The sequence below is a fragment of the Pseudomonas sp. rhizo66 genome (assembly GCF_031931925.1).
GTDB lineage: Bacteria > Pseudomonadota > Gammaproteobacteria > Pseudomonadales > Pseudomonadaceae > Aquipseudomonas.
In genome coordinates this window covers 185,894-204,273 of sequence record NZ_JAUJWZ010000006.1, presented here as the reverse complement: position 1 = coordinate 204,273, position 18,380 = coordinate 185,894, and the positions used below count along the sequence as shown (strand labels likewise).

The 18,380-nt window shown below is 60.4% G+C and carries 16 protein-coding genes; 3 read left to right on the top strand and 13 right to left on the bottom strand.

The window, feature by feature from the left end:
* Positions 1 to 20: 20 nt before the first annotated feature.
* From QZR14_RS09725 to pmbA, 5 genes are all read right to left on the bottom strand, one after another.
* Positions 21 to 632: a superoxide dismutase gene (locus QZR14_RS09725; protein WP_250607619.1), complete on the bottom strand. Its 612-nt coding sequence runs from the start codon at positions 630 to 632 to the stop codon at positions 21 to 23.
* A 1-nt stretch (position 633) separates the two neighbouring features.
* On the bottom strand, positions 634 to 1,074 hold the full coding sequence (locus QZR14_RS09720) for a hypothetical protein (RefSeq protein ID WP_311996439.1): 441 nt from the start codon (positions 1,072 to 1,074) through the stop codon (positions 634 to 636).
* Positions 1,075 to 1,101: 27 nt separating this feature from the next.
* Complete coding sequence (locus tag QZR14_RS09715) at positions 1,102 to 2,478, bottom strand: class II fumarate hydratase (protein ID WP_311996438.1); 1,377 nt, start codon at positions 2,476 to 2,478, stop codon at positions 1,102 to 1,104.
* Complete coding sequence (locus QZR14_RS09710) at positions 2,459 to 2,866, bottom strand: FagA protein (protein ID WP_095049750.1); 408 nt, start codon at positions 2,864 to 2,866, stop codon at positions 2,459 to 2,461. Before QZR14_RS09710 ends, QZR14_RS09715 begins: the two co-directional genes overlap by 20 nt.
* 249 nt (positions 2,867 to 3,115) lie before the next feature.
* A complete protein-coding gene (pmbA, locus tag QZR14_RS09705) occupies positions 3,116 to 4,462 on the bottom strand; it encodes a metalloprotease PmbA (RefSeq protein ID WP_123451674.1) in 1,347 nt (448 codons plus the stop codon).
* A 108-nt stretch (positions 4,463 to 4,570) separates the two neighbouring features.
* On the opposite strand from pmbA, the gene yjgA reads away from it, so the two are divergent.
* A complete protein-coding gene (gene yjgA / locus QZR14_RS09700) occupies positions 4,571 to 5,095 on the top strand; it encodes a ribosome biogenesis factor YjgA (protein WP_007915377.1) in 525 nt (174 codons plus the stop codon).
* A 104-nt stretch (positions 5,096 to 5,199) separates the two neighbouring features.
* Here yjgA and tldD read toward each other — a convergent pair whose 3' ends face one another.
* From tldD to mreB, 8 genes are all read right to left on the bottom strand, one after another.
* The gene (gene tldD / locus QZR14_RS09695; protein WP_007915374.1) at positions 5,200 to 6,642 is read right to left on the bottom strand and encodes a metalloprotease TldD; all 1,443 of its coding nucleotides are present in this window, start codon (positions 6,640 to 6,642) and stop codon (positions 5,200 to 5,202) included.
* A gap of 4 nt (positions 6,643 to 6,646) precedes the next feature.
* The gene (locus tag QZR14_RS09690) at positions 6,647 to 7,507 is read right to left on the bottom strand and encodes a carbon-nitrogen hydrolase family protein (protein ID WP_311996437.1); all 861 of its coding nucleotides are present in this window, start codon (positions 7,505 to 7,507) and stop codon (positions 6,647 to 6,649) included.
* Between the two features lie 58 nt (positions 7,508 to 7,565).
* Entirely contained in the window at positions 7,566 to 11,372 is a 3,807-nt protein-coding gene (locus tag QZR14_RS09685) for a YhdP family protein (RefSeq protein ID WP_311996436.1), read from the bottom strand.
* A gap of 75 nt (positions 11,373 to 11,447) precedes the next feature.
* Entirely contained in the window at positions 11,448 to 12,905 is a 1,458-nt protein-coding gene (gene rng, locus QZR14_RS09680) for a ribonuclease G (RefSeq protein WP_007915369.1), read from the bottom strand.
* A 58-nt stretch (positions 12,906 to 12,963) separates the two neighbouring features.
* On the bottom strand, positions 12,964 to 13,560 hold the full coding sequence (locus QZR14_RS09675; RefSeq protein ID WP_250607605.1) for a Maf family protein: 597 nt from the start codon (positions 13,558 to 13,560) through the stop codon (positions 12,964 to 12,966).
* A gap of 37 nt (positions 13,561 to 13,597) precedes the next feature.
* Positions 13,598 to 14,089, bottom strand: a complete 492-nt coding sequence (gene mreD / locus QZR14_RS09670) for a rod shape-determining protein MreD (protein ID WP_250607603.1) — start codon at positions 14,087 to 14,089, stop codon at positions 13,598 to 13,600.
* Positions 14,089 to 15,231, bottom strand: coding sequence for a rod shape-determining protein MreC (gene mreC, locus QZR14_RS09665; RefSeq protein ID WP_311996477.1), 1,143 nt, complete (start codon positions 15,229 to 15,231; stop codon positions 14,089 to 14,091). The genes mreD and mreC overlap by 1 nt, the downstream gene beginning before the upstream one ends.
* A gap of 141 nt (positions 15,232 to 15,372) precedes the next feature.
* Entirely contained in the window at positions 15,373 to 16,410 is a 1,038-nt protein-coding gene (gene mreB, locus QZR14_RS09660; protein ID WP_002555108.1) for a rod shape-determining protein MreB, read from the bottom strand.
* Positions 16,411 to 16,621: 211 nt separating this feature from the next.
* Here mreB and gatC point away from each other — a divergent pair, with 211 nt between their 5' ends.
* A complete protein-coding gene (gene gatC / locus QZR14_RS09655) occupies positions 16,622 to 16,909 on the top strand; it encodes an Asp-tRNA(Asn)/Glu-tRNA(Gln) amidotransferase subunit GatC (protein ID WP_007901429.1) in 288 nt (95 codons plus the stop codon).
* Positions 16,910 to 16,925: 16 nt separating this feature from the next.
* Positions 16,926 to 18,377, top strand: coding sequence for an Asp-tRNA(Asn)/Glu-tRNA(Gln) amidotransferase subunit GatA (gene gatA, locus QZR14_RS09650; RefSeq protein ID WP_311996435.1), 1,452 nt, complete (start codon positions 16,926 to 16,928; stop codon positions 18,375 to 18,377).
* The last annotated feature ends 3 nt before the right edge of the window (positions 18,378 to 18,380 follow it).

The window sequence follows — 18,380 nt, the reverse complement described above, 5'->3', positions numbered from 1 at the left end:
GGATTGTTTTTATAGGAGGCTTAAACCAGTGCGGCCTGATAGCGCGCAGCCACTTCAGGCCAGTTGATCACGTTGTAAAAGGCGTTGATGTATTCCGGGCGACGGTTCTGATAGCGCAGGTAATAGGCGTGCTCCCAGACGTCGAGACCAAGAATCGGCGTGTTGCCGTTCATCAGCGGGCTGTCCTGGTTGCCGCTGCTTTCCACGATGAGCTTTTTCTCCGGGGTCACGCTCAGCCACGCCCAGCCGCTGCCGAAACGGGTCAGCGCGGCTTTGGTGAAAGCTTCCTTGAAGCTGTCGAGGCCGCCCAGTTGCTCATCGATGGCCTTGGCCAGCGCACCATCAGGCTTGCCGCCACCGCTCGGCACCATCACTTCCCAGAACAATGAGTGATTAGCGTGACCGCCGCCCTGATTGATCACCGCCGCTCGAAGCTTTTCCGGCAGTTGTTGAACACTGGAAACGAGTTTTTCCACCGGCCATTCGGCGTATTCAGTGCCTTCTACTGCCGCGTTGAGGTTGTTGATGTAAGTCTGATGATGCTTGGTGTAATGAATCTCCATGGTTTGTGCATCGATATGCGGTTCGAGGGCGTCGTAGGCGTAAGGCAGGGCCGGCAAGGTAAAAGCCATTTCAATGGACTCCATGGTGATGAGAGGCAGGCGCGCGGCGCGCATTGCCGGTATCGGGGTGCAGCAGGCGCTGGGTACGCGGGTACTCGCCGTGCTCGCTGATGAAATTCAACAGCTCGACGTAGGTTTTGCTGCTCTGGCGCAACGCCGCTTCACGCAGGGCCAGGCGCTGACGTTCGTCCTGCATGGTCTGCAACAAGCGTTGATGGATGGCGCAAAGGTATTCGGCGCTTTCCTCCGGCTGATTCAGGCGCAGGTGCAGGTCCGCCAGGTTGTGGTGGGAGATGACGCAAGCCGCCACCGCTTCGTCGGCATCCGCCCAACGTTCGAACAACACTTGCGCCAGGGCCAGGGCTTGCAGGTAAGCCTCACGGGCGTCGATCAGTTCGCCGAGCATGAAGCAGCGATTGGCCCGTTCGATCGTGCGTTTCCAGTGCTCCATGGTGAGCCTCCAAAGCGGTTGCGGGGTTTACACGCCGCCGGCGGTGAGTTTCTCGGGGTTGAGCAACTCTTCCAGTTGGCTACGTGACAGGTCGGTGTGTTCCAGAGCGACGTCGATTACCGCGCGGCCTTCCTGGTAGGCCTGCTTGGCAATTTCAGCGGCTTTCTGGTAACCGATGATCGGGTTCAGTGCGGTCACCAGAATCGGGTTACGCGACAACGCTTCTTTCAAGCGCGATTCGTTGACCTTGAAGTTGGCGATGGCTTTGTCGCCGAGCACGCGGCTGGAATTGGCCAGCAGTTCGATGCTGCTCAACAGGTTCTGCGCGATGATCGGCAGCATCACGTTCAGTTCGAAGTTGCCCGACTGGCCGGCGACGGTGATCACCGAATCGTTGCCGATCACTTGTGCGGCAACCATGGCAGTGGCTTCCGGGATCACCGGATTGACTTTGCCCGGCATGATCGACGAGCCCGGTTGCAGGGCTTCGAGTTCGATTTCGCCGAGGCCGGCGAGCGGGCCTGAGTTCATCCAGCGCAGGTCGTTGGCGATTTTCATCAGCGACACCGCGGTGGCCTTGAGCTGGCCGGAGACGGCGACGGCGGTGTCCTGCGAGCCGATCAGCGCAAACAGGTCCGTGCCCGGAGTGAATTGCACGTCGGCCAACTGGCTCAGATGACGGCTGAATCGAGCGGCGAATTCAGGATGCGCGTTGATCCCGGTGCCGACCGCCGTGCCGCCCTGCGCCAGGGATTGCAGACTCGGCAGCAAATCCTGCAGATGACAGATATTGGCTTTGAGCTGCTGCGCCCAACCGTTCAGCACCTGGCTCATGCGCACCGGCATCGCATCCATCAAATGCGTGCGGCCGGTTTTGACGTGGTGATGTACGTGCGTGGCTTTTTGCTCGATCACTTGCACCAGATGCAGCAGCGCCGGCAACAGTTGCTCATGCAGGGCCAGCGCAGCGCTGACGTGAATGGTGGTCGGGATGATGTCGTTGCTGCTCTGGCCGCAGTTGACGTGATCGTTGGCGTTCACCGGCTCACCCAGCAGACGGCTGGCCAGGGTGGCGATCACTTCGTTGGCGTTCATGTTCGAGCTGGTGCCGGAACCGGTCTGGAAGATATCCACCGGGAAATGCGGCATGAAGTCGCCTTCGAGCAGGCCTTGCGCGGCGTCGCTGATGGCTTTGCCCTGGGCGGCGCTGATCTGGTTGAGTTCAACGTTGGCGCGGGCGGCGGCGGCTTTGGCGAGGATCAGCGCGCGAATGAATTGCGTCGGCATCGGTTTGCCGCTGATCGGGAAGTTATCCACCGCGCGCTGGGTTTGCGCGCCGTAGAGAGCGTCCACCGGCACCTGCAGTTCGCCCATGCTGTCGCGCTCAATACGTGTCTTGGTCATCTGAAAATCCTTGCACCAGTTCAATAAGAGGAATCGAGGGCAGCAGTTCGCAGGTGGCGAGCTGCCAGGTATAGCGTTGCCAACGCTGGAGCCGGCATTTGCACAGGGACAGGCGCTCCATTTCACGCAGTGGACGCCAGGCTTGATCGAGACAGAAGCTGCGCCAATGCCACGGCAAGGCGATGTCGGTGGCCGTGTCGAGCAGCAGGCGGAAGGAGGTTTCAGCGATGGTCCAGGGAGAAGTCGCCGTACAACAGGCCAGATACCGGCCCTCGGCCAGATAGTGTTCGATCAGGCGCGGTTCGTCGGGATCCATCGCGCAACGGATCTGGCGACTCATCCAGCGCCAGCTTTCGAGGTACGGCTGCTCGTGCAAGGCAGAACTCATGATCCGGGGCTCATCCGATAATGAGATTTATTATTAGATGATAATGAGAACCAAAACAAGAGCGCCGAGTTACTCCAACTTATTGTAGGAGCGAGCCTGCTCGCGAAGGCGTCGTGTCAGTCAACGCTGAGGTCGGCTGTTAAATCGCTTTCGCGAGCAGGCTCGCTCCCACATTGGTTTTGTGTCGAGCCAATAAAAAAGGCGCGCCACCCGTTGAGGTGGCGCGCCTTATCTTGTGACGGCTGAGGTTTAGCTACCCGCGACGGTCATCCGCTCGATCAACACCGAGCCGGTGCGAATGTTGCTGCGCAGCTCCAGATCATTACCGACCGCGACGATCTGCTTGAACATGTCGCGCATGTTGCCGGCGATGGTCACTTCCTGCACGGCGAACTGGATTTCGCCATTCTCGACCCAGAAACCCGCCGCACCACGTGAATAGTCGCCGGTGACCATGTTCAAGCCATGGCCCATCAACTCGGTGACCAACAAGCCTCGGCCCATGCGCTTCAACAATGCAGCCTGATCTTCATCGCCATGGGTGACGAACAGGTTGTGTACGCCGCCAGCGTTGGCCGTGCTTGGCATACCGAGTTTGCGCCCGGAGTACGTGCCGAGGATGTAAGACACCAACTCACCCTTTTCGACGAACGGTTTGGCATACGTCGCCAGACCATCACCGTCGTACGAAGCACTGCCCATCGCGCGCATCAGGTGCGGACGCTCATCGATGGTCAGCCATTCCGGGAACAGCTTCTGCCCCAGGGTGCCTTCAAGAAATGACGACTTGCGATACAGGCTGCCGCCCGACACCGCCGAGAGGAAACTGCCAAACAGACCACCCGCCAGTTCTGCGGAAAACAGCACCGGCACTTCGCAAGTCGGCACCGGACGTGCGCCCAGACGGCTCGCCGCCCGTTGCGCAGCACGCTGGCCGATGCTTACCGGATCCGCGAGCAAAGTGCCCTGACGGTTCACGTCATACCAGTAATCACGCTGCATCTGGCCATCGGCCTCGGCAATCATTACGCAGCTCAGGCTGTGCCGGGTCGATGCGTAGCCACCAATGAAACCGTGGCTGTTGCCGTACACGCGGCAGCCCTGATGAGTGCTGAGGGTGGTGCCGTCGGCGTTCTTGATACGCGCATCGGCGTCGAATGCCGCGGCTTCACAGAGCAAGGCCTTCTCGATGGCCTGCTCCGGGGTAATGTCCCATTCGTGGAACAGATCGAAATCATGCTGTTCCTTAGCCATCAACGCCGCATCAGCGAGGCCCGAGGCCTCGTCTTCGGAGGTGTGCTTGGCGATGGCCAGTGCCGCCGCGACGGTCTCGCGAATCGCCTCCGGACCGGTCGCCGAGGTGCTGGCCGAGCCTTTGCGCTGGCCCACATACAGCGTGATGCCGAAGCCCTGATCGCGGTTGAACTCGACCGTTTCGACTTCACGCTGGCGCACCGACGTCGACAGGCCCTGCTCCAGCGACACCGCTACTTCGCAGGCACTGGCACCCTGACGCTTGGCTTCGGCGATGATCTGCTCGACTTGTTCCTGCAGTGCCGGCAATGCCTGCGGGCCGACGCTTTGAACTGCACTCATGCTCATCTCCACTCAAATTCTGCTTTCGGCTGGGGTCATCGAGCGACCGGGCCGGACAAGCGGCCCCCGACTGGTTATCATGGCGGCGTTTCTTTGCGGACTGCCACCATGGTTGATTCTTACGACGACTCCCTCGATACGGGAGAAAAAAGCAAATCTCAGGTCAAACGCGAGCTGCATGCTCTGGTTGACCTCGGCGAGCGCCTGACCACTCTCAAGCCAGACTTGATCGCAAAACTGCCGCTGACCGACGCCATGCGCCGGGCTTTGGCCGATGCGCCCAAGCACACCGCGAACATCGCGCGTAAACGGCACTTGCAGTTCATCGGCAAACTGATGCGCGATCAGGACACTGACGCGATTCTCACGCTGCTCGATCAACTCGATGCCTCGACTCGTCAGTACAACGAGCGTTTCCATAACCTGGAGCGCTGGCGTGATCGCCTGATCGCAGGCGACGATGCCGTGCTGGAGAAATTCGTCGTCGAGTACCCGGACGCCGATCGCCAGCAATTGCGTTCCCTGATCCGTCAGGCTCAGCACGAGGTTGCGCAAAACAAACCTCCTGCTTCCAGCCGCAAGATCTTCAAGTACATCCGTGAGCTGGACGAGACTCAACGCGGTCTGCGTTGATATCTCGCCACTTGTAGGAGCTGCCGCAGGCTGCGATTTTTTGACTTTGATTGTTAAGCAAGATCAAAAGATCGCAGCCTTCGGCAGCTCCTACACACGTTTATTTATGCGCCCGTGCCACCCACGGTGATCGCATCGATTTTCAGCGTCGGCTGACCCACGCCCACCGGCACCGACTGCCCATCCTTGCCGCACGTGCCCACACCGCTGTCCAGCGCCAGATCGTTACCGACCATCGACACCCGGCTCATCGCCTCAGGGCCGTTGCCGATCAATGTCGCGCCTTTGACCGGCGCGGTGATCTTGCCGTCTTCGATCAGGTACGCCTCGCTGGTGGAGAACACGAACTTGCCGCTGGTGATATCGACCTGGCCACCGCCGAGGTTGGCGCAGTAGATGCCTTTCTTCACCGACGCGATGATTTCCGCCGGATCGCTTTCACCGCCGAGCATGTAAGTGTTGGTCATGCGTGGCATCGGCAGGTGCGCGTAGGACTCACGACGACCGTTACCGGTGCGGGCAACGCCCATCAAGCGCGCGTTGAGCTTGTCCTGCATATAGCCTTTGAGTACGCCGTTTTCGATCAGCGTGGTGCACTCGGTCGGCGTGCCTTCGTCATCGACGCTGAGCGAGCCGCGACGGCCGCTCAAGGTGCCGTCATCGACGATGGTGCAGAGCTTGGAAGCAACCATTTCGCCCATGCGGCCGCTGTAGGCCGAACTACCCTTGCGGTTGAAATCGCCTTCCAGACCATGACCGACCGCTTCGTGCAACAGCACGCCGGACCAGCCCGAACCCAATACCACCGGCAAAGTGCCGGCCGGCGCCGGAATCGCTTCCAGATTCACCAGCGCCTGGCGCAACGCTTCACGGGCATAACCCATGGCGCGGTCTTCGGCGAGGAAATAACGGTAGTCGGTACGCCCGCCGCCACCATGTCCGCCACGCTCGCGACGGCCATTCTGCTCAACAATCACGCTGACATTGAAACGCACCAGCGGGCGCACATCCGCCGCCAGGCCGCCGTCGGTGGATGCCACCAGAATGCGTTCCCAGACACCGGCCATGCTAACGCTGACTTGCTGGATCCGCGGGTCGAGTGCACGGGTAGCCACATCGATGCGCTTGAGCAGCTCGACTTTCTCTGCACGAGTCAGCACCTCCAACGGGTTATCCGGCGCGTATAACTGTGCGACATCCTGCGTGGTGAACGCCTGCACCGTGCCGTTCTGCCCGGCTCGGGAGATCGAACGCGCGGCACGGGCCGCTGCGCCGAGGGCTTCGAGGGTGATCGCGTTACTGTAGGCAAAACCGGTTTTCTCACCGGACTGCGCGCGGACGCCGACACCTTGGTCGAGGTTGAAGCTGCCTTCCTTGACGATGCCGTCTTCCAGCGCCCAGGACTCGGATATCTGGCCCTGGAAATACAAGTCGGCGGCGTCGATGCCGGGGCCGGCCAGGTCGCCGAGCACACCTTGCAGGCTCTCGATCGTCACGCCGCCGGGCGCCAACAGGTGATCACTGACTGAGGACAACAACTCGCTCATAGGTTTACGCCTTAAATTCGTGTTCTGAAGCAGGCCGCTGTGCGCCCTGCGAGAAAAACCGCCGATGACGCGTCACCGGCATTCGCGCCCTGATGGACGCTTGTTCATTGCTATCGCGCTCGGCCAACAACACCGCTTCGCCTTGATCCTGACTCGCCAGCACACGACCCCACGGGTCGATAATCGCTGCATGACCGAAGGTTTCTCGCGGTCCCGGGTGGGTCCCGCCCTGCGCTGCAGCCAGCACGTAGCACTGTGTCTCGATGGCCCGCGCGCGAATCAACACATCCCAATGTGCTGCGCCGGTCACCGCAGTAAAGGCTGACGGTGCGGTAATCAACTCGGCACCGGCAGCACGCAATTCGCTGTACAGCTCGGGAAAGCGCAAGTCGTAACACACGGTCAGACCGACTCGCCCTACCGGCGTGTCGGCAACGACGACGCCACTGCCATAAGCATAGTCATCGGATTCGCGGTAACGCCCGCGATTGTCCGCCACATCGACGTCGAACAGATGCAACTTGTCATAGCGGGCAACGATTTCGCCCTGATCATCGACCAGCAGCGAGCACGCATTGGCCTTGGCCGTCGGCTGATCCACCGGCGGTAACGGCAAAGTGCCGGCCACTATCCATAACTTGAGGTCTCGGGCGGTCTGTTTCAACCATGGCAGGATCGGCCCTTCGCCCATGGCTTCGGCACGGCCGATGTCAGCGATGTCGCGACGGCCCATGGCGGCGAAGTTTTCCGGTAGCACCGCCAGCTTCGCACCGCCGGCTGCTGCCTGTTCAAGCAGGCGCCCGGCCTGAGCCAGATTGGCCAGCACGTCGCTCTGGCTGACCATTTGAATCACCGCTAAAGACATGGCGAACTCCGCAAGAGGTATGCGGCCATGCTACTCCATCGGTTCAGGGACTGGCTGTTCAAAAAGGCTTGTCGAAGGTGATTTTCGGCTCTTTCCATGGGCCTTTGACGGTGTATTTCACACTGGCAAAACGCGCCACACGGTCACCGATCAGTTTGTCGATGAGGAACAACGCGCCGCCGACCGCCGGTGCGCCAACGATCAACGCGGCAATCGGCAGGTTGTTGGTCACCGGCAAGGTCACCAGCAACTTGGCGTCCACCTGATCGCCGACCAGATCCAGCGTACCGTCCAGCTCAAGGTTGCTCGAAGGACCGGTCAGGCGAATCGGCTCACGGGTGACATACACACCATTGTTCGCCACCAGCAGACCTTTGACCCGGTCGTAGCTCAAGCCTTTGCCGAACAGATCCGAGAAGTCCAGACGCAAACGCCGGCCGATGGAGTTGAAGTTGAGCAGGCCGAACACTCGCAACGCCTGCGCGCCCCCCTCCACCTCAACAAACTGACCTTTGTTCAGCGACGCGTCGAGGGTGCCGGAGAAGCGCTTGGTCGCCAGCCATGCCGGCGAGCCCGGCCAGCGGCCATCGACGTCCATGTGGAATTCTTCGCTGGTCACGCTCGGAGCAAAGCCCCAGCCCTTGAGGACATCGGCGAGGTTCTTGCCGCCAATCCGGCCTTTGAACCAGCTGTTGGTCGCCCCCGGTGTACCTTCCCAGCCGCCATTGCCCTGCAACAGGATGCCTTTCAGCCCCATGTCGAGATTATTCAGGGCGATGCCTTTCGCGGTCGGGCGCACTTTGAGCGACCAGCCGCCGACCAGATCCGGCCCGAGAAACAGTTGATTGATGGTGATATCCAGTGCAGGAATCTTCGTCGGATCAACCGACACCAACGGGTCTGGCGAATTCTCGTCAGCCTGCACCGTTGGATCCGCTGCCGGCAGTTTCACGTATTGCAGATTGACCGCAATCGGCACGCCCTTGGCGTCCGGCAGGCTTGCCGAGCCTTTGGCCTGCTGGCTGTCGAGAGCCAGATTCCACGCGCCCGGTTTGCGATTGACCTGCACCGACGCCTGATCCAGCGTGGTTCCGAATGCCGTGAGCTTGCCGACCTTGAAATCAGCACTGTTGAGCAGTTGCTTGGCGCTGCCGCCCGGATCCTGCCCGGCGTATTTGTTGACCAGGTCCTGCCACGGCGCGACGTCCAGTTCCGAAAGCACCCCGCGAATCCGCAAGCCTTTGGCGCCCGGCAGCACCGCTTCGCCGGCACCGAGGAACAATTCGCCACGGCCCTCGGCAAAATTGCTCGGCGGTGCGGCGAAGGTGAAGTTGGCCAACTGGTCGTAATTGACCCAGTAACGCCGCTCCTGCCCCTGCAAGGTCATGCGGAACACGGTATCGCGCCCGACATCTGCCGCCATGCCGAACGGCGCCGGCAGATCCACCGCCACACCTTTCATGCTGGAGCTGACCAGCAACTGGCTGTCAGCGCCGTCCAGGTTCAATTGCAACTGATAGGGAATGGTTCCGGAAACCGGCAATGGTTGCGTCACGCCCAGCCAGTCGGTGAGTTTCTTCACTTCGACCTGACCGGACGCGGCGACCCGGGTCTTGAGCTTGCCGGGGCTGCCATCGGCGAAGATCTGCGCGGTAACCGGCTTATCGAACGCCCGCGCGGCGATGTTCTGCCCGCTGAGTCCTTTGGCGCTGTCGAAGCGGAAATCGCCTTTGAGTTGCGTCAGCTCCAGCTTCGGCTCAGCCAGTTTCAGCCGCGCATTGGCGGTTTTGAAGTCGACCAGAATCTTCGGCAGGTCGCCGCCCTTGTCCAGCGGGATGTCGAGCTTGAGCTTGCCTTGCAGATCCCCAGCGCCTTCCCAACCAGCGAAGGTTTCACCGGTACCGATCGGTGCATCCTGGAGAATTTTCAGACCATCACCGAGGCCGCCGGCAAAGCCGCCATCAAGATACATGTGCGTATGTTGCCCGGCCGGCACGTGGGGAATATTGACGAAGACATCGCTGACCTGAGTGTCGAGCAACTGGCCTTTGTCGGCCCAGATCCGTACGCCACTGTCCTCGATGAATACGTCGCCGCTGACCTTGCTCACGTGCGGCCAGCCCGGCTGGAACGCCAGTTCGGCGTCGTGCACTTTGAAGAACAGGCTGATGCTGCGATCGGCCTCCCCGGCGTTTTTGCTCAGCGAACCCTGATACTGGAAGAAGCCCTGATCCACTGCACCGTTGAGGATCGCCGTACGCAGCCACTCGTCGAGGGCCGGGCTAAGGACCTCGGGCAAATACTTGGCCGTGTAGCGACCGTCGCCATCGACCAGGCCGACGCGCAGGTCCATGTAGTCTTCCTGGCTATGGTCGAAATGCAGGCGAATCAGGAAATCGCCGGCAATCTTGCCTTCTTCGCCAAGCACTTTCAGGTAAGGAGCGATCAGGGTGAAACCGTCTTTGTCGAGCTTCCAGGTCAGCCGCGCATTGGCCTGGATGTACTGCCATGGCTTGGCGAAAATCGGGTCGAGGTGCAGGACAAAATCCTTGCTGTCCATGCGCAACTCGCCACCGTCGAGGTTGCCGCTGAGGCTACCGCTGACGTTTCGAGCCGCCGGAGCGCCGTGATAGGCGTCGAAACCGACGTTATCCAGATTGGTGGCGAAACTGAATTTGTTGCCATCGGTTGCATTGGGGCGGAAATCCAGCAGCACGTTACGCAGGCCACCGGTGACTTTCAGATGATCAACGGCCGTGGCGAAACCTTGCGGTAACGGCCCCAAGGCATTGAGCAGTGGAGTGATCGGGGTCAGATCGAGGCGATCCGCCTGCAAGTGCCAGAGTTCTTCGACCTTGTCGGTCGCGCGCGTCTGCTTCACCTGTACATGCGACTCCCAGCGGTTTTCGCCGAAATTCATCGCCAGTGAATCGAGGGTAACGGTCGCGCCCTCATCACTGTTCTCGTAGTAGGCGTTAAGCGCCAGATTATTGATCTGAATCGGCTTGCGATCAGCATAGGCGCCGGTCAGTTGCGGCGCGTTCAAACGCAGCGCTGCGCTTTGCAAGGTACCTTTGGCCCAATTGACCCAGAGTTCGCCGCCAGCCTTGATCTCGGAAAAATTCCACTGCTGGGTCAAGCGTTCCGGCAGCCACTTCGACCAATCGCTTTGCGGCAAGCTGGCATAACCGTCCACCACGCTGTCCTGCCATTGCTCGGGGCGAATTCGTGTGCGCAGGCTCAGTGCAACGGGCTGGCCATCCGGCAAGGTCAAACGAGCATCAAGCCGCTGATGGCTGGCGCCGGTTTTCAGATTGAGGCCGACATACGTGAGGGTCAGTGGCGCGTGATCCAGCGGTTGCAAGGTCACCTGACTGTCGAGCACCGACAGTTGCTGAATCATTTGCGAGCGATTGAACAACTGCTGCGGGTCGAGCGGCTGATCGTTCTGCACCGGCAAGCCTTCCAGCGCCCAAGTGCCGTCCTCGGCTTCCTTGAGGCTGATTTTCAGACCGTTGAGTTCAAGGTGGGCAATGCGCACTTCGCGCGCCAACAGGCTTGCCCACAGATCCGGTACCGCCCGCACCCGGTCCAGACGCAGCGCATTGGCACCGTCGCCGACCATCACATCATGAGCCAGCAGGATCGGCGCAAAACCGCTCCAGTTGCCTTCCAGTTCGCCGATCTGCAATGGCATGCCAAGCGCGGCACTGGCCTTGTCTTCGATGTCGGCGCGATATTCAGCCACCAGCGGGGTCAGCTCACGGCCGAGACTGACATACAGCGCCAACAACACCAGAACCAACGCGCACAGGCCCAGCCCCCAGCGGGTGAGTGTGGCCAGAATGCGTGTCAGACGCTCCATGTCAGTTGGCTCCCATGGCAAAAATACTGCGAAAAGCTGAGGCCAGCCGCGGTGGAATAAAAGTGACGCAGGGGATCAGAGCAGCACCACGTCATATTGTTCCTGGGAATACATGGTTTCCACCTGGAAGCGTATGGTGCGACCGATAAACCCTTCAAGCTCGGCGACGTTACCGGATTCTTCGTCGAGCAAACGGTCGACCACTTTCTGGTTCGCCAGCACCCGATAACCCTCGGCCTGATAGGCCCGGGCCTCGCGAAGGATCTCGCGGAAGATCTCGTAACAGATGGTTTCCGCAGTCTTGAGCTTGCCGCGCCCCTGACAACTGCTGCACGGTTCACACAGCACTTGCTCCAGACTTTCCCGGGTACGCTTGCGGGTCATCTGCACCAGGCCCAACTCGGTGATGCCGATAATGTTGGTCTTGGCGTGGTCTCGCTCCAGCTGTTTTTCCAGGGTGCGCAACACCTGGCGCTGGTGCTCTTCATCTTCCATGTCGATGAAGTCGATGATGATGATCCCACCCAGATTGCGCAGACGCATTTGCCGGGCGATCGCGGTGGCCGCTTCGAGATTGGTCTTGAAGATGGTTTCTTCGAGGTTGCGGTGTCCGACGAAAGCACCGGTGTTCACATCGATGGTGGTCATGGCTTCCGCGGGATCCACCACCAGATAACCACCGGACTTCAGCGGGACCTTGCGTTCGAGGGCTTTCTGGATTTCGTCTTCGACGCCATACAGGTCGAAAATTGGCCGCTCGCCCGGGTAATGCTCAAGACGGTCGGCGATTTCCGGCATCAGTTCGGCGACGAACTGTGTGGTTTTCTGGAACGTTTCCCGGGAGTCGATCCGAATTTTCTCGATTTTCGGGTTAACCAGATCGCGCAAGGTACGCAACGCCAGACCGAGGTCTTCGTAAATCACGCTCGGCGCGGCGATGGTTTTGATCTGTTCGTTGATCTGATCCCATAGGCGTCGCAGGTAACGGATGTCCATGAGGATTTCATCGGCACCTGCGCCTTCGGCGGCAGTGCGCAGAATGAAACCGCCCGCCTCTTTGATTCCTTCCTTGGCCACGCAATCGCTGACCACCTGCTTGAGGCGCTCGCGCTCGGCTTCATCTTCGATTTTCAGGGAAATGCCGACATGGGCGGTGCGCGGCATGTACACCAGATAGCGCGAGGGGATCGACAGCTGCGTGGTCAACCGCGCGCCTTTGGAGCCGATCGGGTCCTTGGTGACCTGCACCACCAGGCTTTGGCCTTCATGCACCAGCGCGCTGATGCTTTCCACCGCCGGGCCTTCGCGCAGGGAGATTTCCGCGGCATGAATGAATGCCGCGCGATCGAGGCCGATGTCGACGAATGCCGCCTGCATACCCGGCAGCACGCGGACGATCTTGCCTTTATAGATGTTGCCGACGATCCCGCGTTTTTGCGTGCGCTCAACGTGGACTTCTTGCAGCACACCGTTTTCGACCACCGCCACGCGCGACTCCATCGGCGTGATGTTGATCAGAATCTCTTCACTCATGGCAGGATCTCGTTCAGGCATGTTCACGATAATGGCCGCATCTGGATGGGTACGACGCTTATGGCGCGTTCAGGTTTTGCCAACAGGGTATGCCGAAATGGCCTAACAGTTCTGCGGTTTCGCAAACAGGCAGCCCGACCACCGCCGAATAACTGCCATTGAGGCCCGCGACAAACACCGCGCCAAGCCCCTGAATGCCATAACCGCCAGCCTTGTCCCGTGGCTCGCCACTGGCCCAGTAAGCGGCTGCTTCCTCAATGCTGATCGGGCGGAACCGCACCAGACTGCGCACTACCCGCGACTCACAACGCTCGCCTTCAAGCACTGCGATGGCGGTCAGCACTTCATGCTCCTTGCCGGCCAACATCATCAGCATGGCGCATGCATCGGCTTCGTCCACCGGTTTGCCCAGAATTTTGCCGTCCAGCACCACAGCGGTGTCGGCACCCAGCACGCAAAATGGCTGGGCGGACACAACCGTGCGACGCCCGGCCTCGGCCTTGCCGCGCGCCAGACGTTCGACGTAGGCCGAGGGCGATTCTTCGGGTAATGGGGTTTCGTCGATATCCGCACTGATGGCGGAGAAAGGAACGCCGATCTGCGTGAGCAATTCACGGCGACGCGGCGATCCGGAGGCGAGGTAAAGCGGCTTCATCAAAACATCTCCCTGTTCAGTGCCCAGCTTCACCGGCTCAATTGATTCTGTAGCGTCGGCGCAATCCGCGTAGGGCAAAGCTGACCCAAGGCCAGAGCAAGGCACTGACCAGCGCCGGAAGCACCAGCGCCAGGGTTGGTTGACGGTTACCGGTCAAGGCACTGAGCCACAGCTGCACCAGTTGCGCGAGGCCGAAAATCACCAGAATCACCAGGCACTGCTGCCACATCGGGAACATCCGCAGGCGTTGCTGCAATGACAATACGAGGAAGGTGATCAGGGTCAGGATCAGCGCGTTCTGACCGAGCAGATCGCCCTGCAGCACATCTTCGGCCAGGCCCAGGCAAAACGCCGTGACCATGCCCACCGTGTGCGGCATATACAAAGCCCAGAATGTCAGAAGCAAGGCCAGCCACAGTGGGCGCAGGATTTCCATGAAAATCGGTAATGGCGACACGCTCAGGAGTATGCCGACAACAAACGTCAACCAGACAATCCAGCCGTTACGCGATGCGGTAGCCCCGACCATTATTCTTGTCTCCCGGTTGTCGCTGGTGCATTGACGGGCGGTTTGGCCGCCGGTCGCGCAGCAGGCTGGGCAGCTGGAGGTTTGCTGGCCGCTGGCGTCGTTGCCGGTGGTTTGGCTGCCGCAGGCGGTTTGCTTGCAGCGGGTTTGGCCGGTGTGGCGCCAGCGGCAGCGGCCGGTGCGGCAGGCGTCGCGGGCGTCGTAGGTGCTGCAGCAGGCGGGGTCACGGTTTTCGGCACCGTGGCGGGAATCGTCGGGCCGCCGCCAAAGGCATCAAGACTTTCCTGGGCTTGCGCCGCATCGTTGGCTCGCTCTTCGGCGGTACGGCTGTCGCTGAACACCAGCAACATGTAGCGACTGCGATTCAGCGCGGCGGTCGGCACGGCGCGGACGATGGCAAACGGTTGACCAGAATCGTGGATCACTTCTTTCACGGTCGCGACCGGGTAGCCTGCCGGGAAACGCTGGCCAAGGCCGGAACTGACCAACAGGTCGCCTTCCTTGATATCCGCCGTGTCGGCGACGTGGCGCAACTCCAGTCGCTCAGGGTTGCCGGTACCGCTGGCAATGGCCCGCAGCCCGTTGCGATTGACCTGCACGGGAATGCTGTGTGTGCTGTCAGTGAGCAGCAACACGCGCGAGGTGTAAGGCATCAACTCGACCACCTGGCCCATCAAGCCGCGCGCATCGAGCACCGGCTGACCGAGTACGACACCGTCACGCTCACCTTTATTGATGATGATGCGATGAGTGAACGGGTTGGGGTCCATGCCGATCAGCTCGGCCACCTCGACCTTTTCGTTGACCAGTGCAGAAGAATTGAGCAACTCGCGCAGCCGAACGTTCTGCTCGGTTAGGGCGGCAAGCTTTTGCATGCGACCTTGCAGCAGCAGGTTTTCGGTCTTGAGTTTTTCGTTTTCGGCGACAAGCTCGGTGCGGCTGCCGAACTGGCTGGCGACACCTTCCCACAGGCGACCGGGCAGGTCTGTGATCCAGTAGGCATCCATCAGCACCAGCGACGCTTGTTTGCGCGCAGGCTTGAGCAGGTCGAAGCGGGCATCGACCACCATCAACGCGATCGACAGCACGGCCAGCACCAACAGGCGCACGCCCAACGAAGGGCCCTTGGCGAAAAGCGGTTTAATAAGCCGCTCCTCCCAGGCAAATGTTCTGTTTATTCATACGGCATCAAACCGGCCTGGATGAAGACTGACAGAAGATAAACGCCAACAGGCAGCACTGCAAAGTGCTGCCTGCGCGCTCACCCACGTATTGCACTCGGCGACTTATTCGCTCGAGAGCAGGTCCATGGTGTGCTTATCCATCATTTCCAATGCACGGCCACCGCCGCGAGCCACACAGGTCAGCGGATCTTCGGCAACGATCACTGGCAGACCGGTTTCCTGGGCCAGCAACTTGTCGAGGTCACGCAGCAGCGCGCCACCACCGGTCAGCACCAGGCCACGCTCGGCGATGTCGGAAGCCAGTTCCGGCGGCGATTGCTCCAAAGCACTTTTCACAGCCTGAACTATGGTCGCCAGGGACTCTTGCAGAGCTTCCAGCACTTCGTTGGAGTTCAGGGTGAATGCGCGTGGAACGCCTTCGGCCAGGTTGCGACCGCGAACGTCGACTTCGCGAACTTCACCGCCCGGGTAGGCCGTGCCGATTTCCTGCTTGATGCGCTCAGCGGTGGATTCACCGATCAGGCTGCCGTAGTTACGACGCACGTAAGTGATGATCGCTTCGTCGAAGCGGTCGCCGCCCACGCGGACGGATTCGGCATAGACCACACCGTTCAGGGAGATCAGTGCGATTTCAGTGGTACCACCACCGATATCCACGACCATCGAACCGCGAGCTTCTTCAACCGGCAGGCCGGCACCGATCGCTGCTGCCATTGGCTCTTCGATCAGGAACACTTCACGGGCACCGGCACCGAGCGCCGATTCACGGATGGCGCGACGCTCAACCTGGGTGGATTTGCATGGAACGCAGATCAGCACACGAGGGCTGGGCTGCAGAAAGCTGTTTTCGTGAACCTTGTTAATGAAGTACTGCAGCATCTTTTCGCAAACGCTGAAGTCGGCGATCACGCCATCCTTCATCGGACGAATGGCAGCAATGTTGCCCGGCGTACGGCCGAGCATGCGCTTGGCCTCGGTGCCGACAGCAACGACACTTTTCTGGTTACCGTGTGTCCGAATGGCCACAACCGATGGCTCATTCAGGACGATACCGCGCTCGCGCACGTAAATAAGGGTGTTGGCAGTGCCCAGGTCAATGGAAAGATCGCTGGAAAACATGCCACGCAGTTTCTTGAACATGGGAAAGGGACCCTAGGCAACGCGTGGGTAAAAAAGTGCGGCAAACTCTAACAACGACAGGGATTTTGGGCAAGGCGCCAATATGTTAAATTGGCCGCTTTTCTGTGCACCAAGCCCCACAATCGCGGCCTTATGACCGTAGAAGTGCGGTAGTGTTCCGACAATCTAACACACGGACGCCGTCCGTTCTGTTTTCCACAGGAGAATCCCGATGGCGCTAGAACGCTCCGACGTGGAAAAAATCGCTCATCTGGCCTGCCTTGGCCTCAATGATGCCGATCTTCCACACATTACTTCCGCCCTCAACAGCATTCTCGGTCTGGTCGACGAAATGCAGGCTGTTAATACCGACGGAATCGAGCCTCTGGCCCACCCGCTGGAAGCCAGTCAGCGCCTGCGCGCCGACGTTGTGACCGAAACCAATCACCGCGAGGCCTACCAGTCCATCGCACCAGCGGTCGAAAACGGCCTGTATCTGGTTCCGAAAGTCATCGACTAAAGGGAAAGAGCCTGCAATGCATCAAATGACTCTGGCCGAGATCGCCCGCGGTCTCGCCGATAAAAAGTTTTCCTCCGAAGAGCTGACCAAAGTCCTGCTGGCGCGCATCACCCAGCTCGATCCGCAGCTCAACAGTTTCATCAGCCTCACCGAAGAGCTGGCGCTCGAGCAGGCGAAAGCCGCCGATGCCCGCCGAGCCAACGGTGAGAGCGGCGCCCTGCTCGGCGCGCCGATCGCGCACAAGGATTTGTTCTGCACTCAGGGCATTCGCACCAGCTGCGGCTCGAAGATGCTCGACAACTTCAAAGCCCCGTACGACGCCACCGTGGTCGCGAAACTGGCGGCTGCCGGCGCCGTGACCCTGGGCAAGACCAACATGGACGAATTCGCCATGGGTTCGGCCAACGAGTCGAGCTGGTACGGTGCGGTGAAAAACCCGTGGAACCTGGAACACGTGCCAGGCGGTTCGTCCGGCGGTTCGGCGGCGGCGGTTGCCGCTCGTCTGTTGCCTGCGGCGACGGCCACCGACACCGGCGGCTCGATCCGTCAGCCGGCGGCGTTCACCAACCTTACCGGCCTGAAACCGACCTACGGTCGCGTTTCGCGCTGGGGCATGATCGCTTACGCCTCCAGCCTCGATCAGGGCGGCCCGTTGGCGCGCACTGCCGAAGACTGCGCGATTTTGTTGCAAGGTATGGCCGGCTTCGATCAGAACGACTCCACGAGTATCGATGAGCCAGTGCCGGATTACTCCGCCAGCCTCGGCGATTCGCTGCAGGGCCTGCGCATCGGTGTGCCGAAGGAATACTTCAGCGCCGGTCTCGACCCGCGCATTGCCGAGCTGATCCAGAACAGCATCAAAGAGCTGCAGAAGCTCGGTGCCGTGATCAAGGAAATCAGCCTGCCGAACATGCAGCAAGCGATTCCTGCGTACTACGTGATCGCGCCGGCAGAGGCCTCCTCGAACCTGTCGCGTTTCGACGGCGTACGTTTCGGCCATCGTTGCGAGAACCCGGAAAACCTGATCGACCTGTACAAGCGCTCGCGTGGCGAAGGCTTCGGCCCGGAAGTGCAGCGCCGGATCATGGTCGGTGCCTACGCGCTGTCCGCCGGTTACTACGACGCCTACTACCTGAAAGCGCAGAAAATTCGCCGTCTGGTGAAGAACGACTTCATGGCAGCCTTTAATGAAGTCGACATCATTCTCGGCCCGACCACGCCGAACCCGGCCTGGAAGCTCGGCGCCAAGAACAGCGACCCGGTCGCTGCCTATCTGGAAGACGTCTACACCATCACCGCCAACCTCGCGGGCCTGCCGGGCCTGTCGATGCCGGCCGGTTTTGTCGACGGTCTGCCGGTTGGCGTGCAGTTGCTCGCGCCGTATTTCCAGGAAGGCCGTTTGCTCAATGTTGCGCACCAGTATCAGCTCAACACTGACTGGCACACCCGCACCCCAACCGGCTTCTGAGGA